At 68.3% G+C, this 6,478-nt stretch carries 6 protein-coding genes; 3 read left to right on the top strand and 3 right to left on the bottom strand.

Annotated elements, in window-relative coordinates:
- The 3 genes from VGV37_RS15975 to VGV37_RS15965 all read right to left on the bottom strand — a co-directional run.
- The coding region (locus tag VGV37_RS15975) for an amidase family protein (RefSeq protein ID WP_326880686.1) at positions 1–1,119 on the bottom strand (1,119 nt) is incomplete at its 3' end.
- A complete protein-coding gene (locus VGV37_RS15970; protein ID WP_326880685.1) occupies positions 1,119–2,126 on the bottom strand; it encodes a hypothetical protein in 1,008 nt (335 codons plus the stop codon). The genes VGV37_RS15970 and VGV37_RS15975, both read right to left, overlap by 1 nt.
- Before the next feature lie 5 nt (positions 2,127–2,131).
- Positions 2,132–3,259, bottom strand: a complete 1,128-nt coding sequence (locus VGV37_RS15965) for a 2OG-Fe(II) oxygenase (protein ID WP_326880684.1) — start codon at positions 3,257–3,259, stop codon at positions 2,132–2,134.
- Positions 3,260–3,455: 196 nt separating this feature from the next.
- Here VGV37_RS15965 and VGV37_RS15960 point away from each other — a divergent pair, with 196 nt between their 5' ends.
- The 3 genes from VGV37_RS15960 (at position 3,456) to VGV37_RS15950 (ending at position 6,462) form a co-directional block, all read left to right on the top strand.
- Positions 3,456–4,151 (top strand): DUF1045 domain-containing protein, encoded by a 696-nt coding sequence (locus VGV37_RS15960; protein WP_326880683.1) that lies wholly within the window; start codon positions 3,456–3,458, stop codon positions 4,149–4,151.
- Positions 4,148–5,356 carry an adenylate/guanylate cyclase domain-containing protein gene (locus tag VGV37_RS15955; RefSeq protein ID WP_326880682.1) on the top strand — a complete coding sequence of 403 codons (1,209 nt, stop codon included), beginning with the start codon at positions 4,148–4,150 and terminating at the stop codon, positions 5,354–5,356. Before VGV37_RS15960 ends, VGV37_RS15955 begins: the two co-directional genes overlap by 4 nt.
- 254 nt (positions 5,357–5,610) lie before the next feature.
- The gene (locus tag VGV37_RS15950; protein WP_326880681.1) at positions 5,611–6,462 is read left to right on the top strand and encodes a hypothetical protein; all 852 of its coding nucleotides are present in this window, start codon (positions 5,611–5,613) and stop codon (positions 6,460–6,462) included.
- The last annotated feature ends 16 nt before the right edge of the window (positions 6,463–6,478 follow it).

The raw sequence follows: 6,478 nt of genomic DNA, 5'->3' as shown, positions 1-6,478 counted from the left end.
GGCAAGCCCGTGCTTGAATTCATAGATCAGCACGGCCGGCATGGCCGAGCGCTGGCCCTTGAGCGGGCTGAAAGGGTTGGTGACCGGCACTTCGATGGTCGCGCCGGAGCCGCCGACCCGTCCGGCGGTCGGGATGTTGGCCCGGACGATCTCGGCGCCCAGCGCGCGCAGCCGGGTCAGGACGTCGGCCATGATCTGCTGCTGATCCGGGGCGAGTGCGCGCCAATAGACGTCGTTCGCGGCATCGGACGGATCGCTGGGTACGCCGATGCGGGCGCCGCGCAGGCCGTCCGCATCGAGGAAGGCGGTATAGTCAGCCGGAATCCGGCCGCGGCTTGCCCGGGTCGCCGGATCCCGCCGGTCCTGGCCGGCGAGCGCCCCCAGCAGGATCGCCGCATCGCGCACGGTCCGCGCCAGCGGTCCGGCGGTATCCTGGCTGGCCGCGATCGGCAGGATGCCGGCGCGGCTGACCAGGCCGACCGTCGGCTTCACGGTGACGAGCGCGTTGTTGCAGGCAGGATTGAGCAAGGATCCCGCCGTTTCTGTGCCGACGGTGACGGCGGCGAGATTAGCGGCGGCCGCCACCGCCGAGCCGGAGCTCGACCCGCCGGGCAGCACGAACGGGATGCCGTCGGCATCGACGGCCGGGGCATAGGGGTTCAGCACCTGCCCGCCGAGCGCGCTATAGCCCGACGGCATGCCGACCGTGGTCCAATTGGCGAATTCCGTCAGGTTGGCCTTGCCCAGCAGGATGGCGCCGGCACGGCGCAGCTTGGCTGCGACATGGGCGTCGCGGATGGCGATCGCGTGGGCCAGCGCCGGGCTGCCGGCGGTCGTCGCCTGGGCATCGGCCGTCGCGATATTGTCCTTGAGCAATATCGGAATGCCGAACAGCGGGCCCTTGCGCGTACCGGGCCGCAAGCGCTGCCGGTCGCGGCGGCGGGCGATCGCCAGCGCGTCGGGGTTGATTTCGCGCACCGAGTTCAGCCCGGCGCCGCCGCGATCGAACGCCTCGATCCGGGCGATATAGCCCTCGACCAGCTGGACCGACGTGACGAGGCCCGCTTCCAGGGCGGCCTGCAGCCCGTCGATCGTCTGTTCGACCAGCGCGAACGCCATCAGCTTCCCCCGAGACGGGCCGCGCGCCTGGCCTGCATCTCGGTGTAGATCCCGCCCAGCCAATGGTCCGCGAGCGCGCGGATTTCCGGTGAGGCGGCGCGTTTCTGCGAGGCGTCGGCGACGAACGGCCGCCGCTCGGCATCCTTGGCGTAGTAGCGGGCCTCCTCGCGCATGCGGGCGACATGCTCGACGGCCAGCGGAATGGCGAAATGCCGGGCGACGGGTCCCCAGGCCGCGTCCGGCAGGTCGGTGTAATTCACGAACAGCGGCGTCCCGTCGTCGCCGTCCAGCGCCGCCTGGCAGAAGCCGGCGAGCACGCGCGCGCAGAACAGCTCGGGCGGCATGTCGGCGCACTCGGCTGCCGGAATGCCCAGCAGATACTCGGCCTCGGCGGGGAAGCGCTGCAGCTGCATCCAGCCCGGGCTGCCCTTCAGTACCGAGCTGATGACCTCGACCGGCGAGCGATAAACGAACACCCAGGGCACGGCGGGGAATGCCGCGCGCAGCAGGGCCAGGCGCCGGATGTTCCAACTGGAGAATTTAACGACATAGTGCCGCTCGTCGTCGAACCGCCGGCGCCCGAGCGCGCGGATCATCAGGCGCAGGCAGGCGACCAGCGCCGCCTCGTTCAGCTCGTCGGGATTGGCCTCGAGGAACGTGTTGATCGGATCTGCCTCGGATACGACGAAACTATCCGGCACGACGCCGAACAGGCGCGACAGCACGGTCGATCCGCAGCGCGATATGTGAAAGATGAAGCCCGAGGGCTCCAGGCACTCGCCGACGCCGTCGACCGCCTCCAGCGTCGACAAGGTGGTGCGGATGACCGGGCGCAGCGCCTCGCCGCCGTCGGCCTGCTGGCTGGCCCAGCGGGCGACGGTCTGCATGAAGAACGGCTCGCGGAACGCGATGCCGCGTAGGTCGCACCAGTCGACGACAGGCTCGGGCCGCTCCAAGGTCAGGCGAATCGGCGTCCATTGGGCGAGTTCGGCGGGCTCCATGACCATCGCCGTCACCCCTCGCCGGGATACAGGCGATCGAGGCCGCCGACGTAGCGGGTCTCGCCGGTCTGCAATTGCGCATTCATCGCCTCGCGCACCGCGGCATCCTCTTCGCCATAGAGGAACGGCACGAAGGCATAGCGCTGGCCGCGCGTCACCGGCGTCACCTCATGCAGCATGCCGCAGGAAAATACGATGGCCCCGCCCGCCGGCGCCCGGTAGGTCTGCCGGCCGAATTCCGGACAGCGCAGGTCGCAGCCGTCATAATCGCTATTGAGATTGAGCGAGACCGCAAAGCGCCGATGGCGGGCACCCGCATTCAGGTTGTCGCGATGCCGGAAGAAATGGCCGCCCAGCTCGGCATCGTAGCAACTGACCATGTAGCGATCCATGCGCGTCGCCTTGAACTGGAAGAAGCGCTCGATCGCGGGCAGCAGGCGCCGCACGATCCGGTCGCGCAGAACGGCCCGGGTCTCCGGGTCGACCAGCACCAGGTCCTGGCGGCGCTTCAGGCTGTGGTCGATCACGGTCGCCGTCTTGCCGTCCTGGTCGAGCAGGAAACCCGAATCCTCGCCGCCCTGGCGTCGATAGAGATCGATCAAGGCGTCGCACAGCTCGAACTCGAACACGCGCGGCACGATCAGCACCGGCGCGGTCAGGGGCACGCCGGCCGAAGCGCCGACCTCGGGCAATTGCCTGAGGAAGCCGGTGACGATGGCGCCATGACCGTCCGGATGGTCGAACGCAATGTTGGCGACCGCGCGCAGCAACGGATCGAGCACGATGGTGCGGGGCGAGCCGGTGGCCCCGTAGGCCCGGATCAGCTCACCGCCCTCGTCGACGATATAGGCCATCGCCGGCCCCGAGATGCCTGCCAGGACCGCCGCATCGGCCGGCATGTCCGACAGCACGCCATAGAATACGCAATGATCCTCGGCGAAGGTGGCTGCCTCGCCCAGGATCGACGCCAGCTCGCCCATCGAGCGCGGCTCCGCGAGCGACCCCAGGAAGCACAGCACGACCCATCGGCCGGCCTCGACATGCAGGTCGATATGCGCGCCGGTGATGGTCCTGGCACTGAACCAGGGCACGGGATCGCCGAGCGCGATCATCCCGCCCGAGGTGGCCGTTTCCGCCATTTGTTCGTCCGATCCCGATTGCCGATGCCGCTTGCGTCCAGCAGAACATGGCCAAGATTAACGTTGCATTGACCATGACCGCCAGCCCGGCGCGATTGGCCTTGCGCATCATACGGATAGGCGGTGGCGTGGCGAGCGACTACACTGGCCGGCAAACCCGGCATCGAACGTCCGGGGCCGAAGAAAGCGAGACTGGATGACCGTGCGCTACGCGATCTATGCCGTGCCTCCCGCCGATTCGCCGCTCTGGCGGATGGCCTGCACCTGGCTTGGCCGCGATCCGGAAACCGGCATCGAGGTCTCGCCCGATCTGCCGTTGTGGTTGGGGCGGGAGCGTTGGAGCCAGATCACGCGCGAGCCGCGGCACTATGGTTTTCACGGCACGCTGAAGCCACCGATCAGCCTGGCCAACGGCCGAACCCCGGATGGATTGGCCGCCGCCCTGTCGCTGTTCGCGTCCGAACTGCCGCCGCCCCCGCCGATAGCACTTCACGTGGCGGCGATCGGCGGCTTTCTGGCCCTGATGCCACGCGAGCCGTCGCCACCGCTGAAACGCCTGGCCGATCTTGCGGTCGAGCGGTTCGACCGGTTCCGGGCCCCCCCCACCCCGGCGGAATTCGCCCGCCGGCGCCAGGTGCCGCTCTCGACCCGCCAGGAAGAATATCTTTCCCGGTGGGGCTATCCCTATGTCTTCGACGAGTATCGGTTCCACATGACACTGACCGGCCGCCTGCCCGACCCCGAACGCCCCCGGATCGCCGCCTGCCTGACCGAACTGCTGGCACCGGCGCTGGCGCAGCCCATCCCCCTGGTCCTCGCATTGTTCGTCCAGAGCGAGCCCGAACAGCCGTTCGCCCTCCAGCGGCGGTTCCGCCTCGGCGCCCCATCATGAACGTCGACGAGATTTGCCGCGCCTTCGGGGAATGGCTGGAGGCGACCGGCCGCTTCGTTCCGGACGTCGGCGAATTCCTGATCGGTGCCTGCGGATTCCTGACTGCGCGGGGCATGCCGTTCGATCGGGTGACGACCCACATCAAGGTGGTCCACCCCCGGACCATGTCGGTCTGGCGGATCTGGCGCCGCGACCAGCCGCTGGAAGTGCATCGCCCGGTGCGCGGGGCGGAGATGACGGCAGCCTTCCTGCGCAGCCCGGTCAAGAAGGTCTGGCACACCGGCGAGTGGATCGACGCGCCGATCCGGCCGGGTGAGGAAGACCGCTGGGCTATCGTGACCGACCTGCGGTCCCAGAGCTTCACCCACTACATGATCGGGCCGATCATTTTCTCGAACCGGCAGATCCACGCCATTTCCTTCGCGACCAAGCAGCCCGGCGGCTTCACGGCGGAAGAGCAGGAGGTGATGCGACGCTTCACGCTGAAGTCGGCGCCCATCATCGAGACCCTGGCGCTGCGCAACGGCATGGACAACCTGCTCGAGACCTATCTCGGGCATGAGACTGCACAGTTGCTGGCCCAGGGACAGGTCACCCTGGGCGAAGGCACCCAGCGGCGCGCGGCGCTCTGGTATTCGGATCTGCGCGGCTTCACGTCGCTGACCGAGGGTGCGCCGCTCGAAGAGGTGGTGCAGATCCTGAACGTCTATTTCGGCCTGGCCGGTGCGGCCGCCGACCGGCACAACGGCGAGATCGTGCAGTTCATCGGCGACGCCATCCTGATGTTCTTCGCAGTGACCGAAGAGGGCGGCGACACCGACGCCTGCCGGCGCGCCCTGATGGCTGCGACCGAAGCGCGCACTGAACTCGGCCGCTGGAACGAGGCGCGCCGGGCGACCCAGGAGCGGGAGATCGCGTTCGGGCTGGGTCTCGATCTCGGCAACATCATCCATGTCAACGTCGGCGGCGGCACCCGGCAGGCCTTCAACATCGTGGGGCCTGCGGTCAACCGGGCGGCGCGCCTCCAGGAACTGACCAAGACCCTGGGTCGGCCGTTGCTGACATCGTCGGATTTCGCCGGCGCGATCGGTGACGGCATGGTCTCGCTGGGCGAGCATTTCCTGCGCGGCATCAACCTGCCGATCGAGGTGATCGAGCCGTCCGCGGCCCTGATCGCATCCTTGCCGCCGCTGCAGCAGGATTGACGCGCTTCGACATGAGAAAGATCTCACTTACGTCTAAAATCTCGGGCATATAATGGTACCCATGGTCGAAGTTGCCTCTGCCGGGGGCGGGCGCAACCTGAGATCGATTATTCTCCAACCGGCTGTCGAGATCCTCGAAAACAGGCCGGATTCCGAGACAAGCATCTTGGCTTTGACCCGCAGCGCGGTATCATCCGGCGCGCTCGTTCAAGGCATCGGGGCTGAAAAAACTCATCTTTGGGGGAGATTGGGAAATGGGGCGTCAGGCACGACGGTTTATAACGCTGCTACTGGCAACGACCTATCCGGTCGTCGTTTGCGCCCAGGCGGGTGCCGGGGTGGCCTCGCTGGTACGCGACGTTCTCAGCATCTCGCGCGGGCAGGCCGCGCCCCATCCCCTCGCCGTCGGTGAACCGGTCACCGAGGGCGAGCAGATCCAGACGGCGGCGACCGGCGCGGTCAACGTCAACTTCCCGAACGGCACCGCGATCGCCGCCCTGCGTCAGGCCGACATCACGTTCGGCGAAGCACCCGCGGTGGCGGGCCAGGGTCTGGCGCAGCCGCTGCAGGGCCTCGATCTCGTGACCTTGTCGCCCGGCGTGTTCCGGGTCTCGGTCGGGCTGCAGCCGACGACGGTCCGGACCCGACGCGGCGGCGCCTTCCTGCTGCAGGGCCAGGGTGGCCCGGCGACGGCCCTCATCGAAGAACAGGCCGACGGCAGCGTGACCGTATCGACGCTGACCGGATCGCTCCAGGTCGCCAGCGGCGGCAACAGCGTGGTCGTGGGCGCCGGATCGTCGGTGACCCTGTTCAATGGCGCGTTGCTCTCCGCGGCCGCCATCGTGCCGATGAGCGCGCAATCCCAGGTGATCGCCGGCCAGTTCGCGGCCGAGATCGGCCCGGTCACGACCGCATCGGCAGCGCCCGCTGCGGGCGGCAGCGCGGGTGCCGTGGCCGGAGGATTGGGCGTGAGCCCGCTCGTCATCGGCGGCGTCGCAGCCGCCGCCATCGCGATCGGCGTCGGCATCGCGGCCAGCGACGGCGGCAACAACGGAAATCCCGGCAACACCGCGACCGGCACGAGCACAAGCACGAACACCAACTAACGGATTGGTCTCATGA

Source organism: Aliidongia sp. (genome assembly GCF_035943795.1).
In the GTDB taxonomy this organism is placed as follows: Bacteria; Pseudomonadota; Alphaproteobacteria; order ATCC43930; family CGMCC-115725; genus Aliidongia.
The sequence above is the reverse complement of the archived record's forward strand: the minus strand, read 5'-3'. Positions and strand labels throughout refer to the sequence as shown.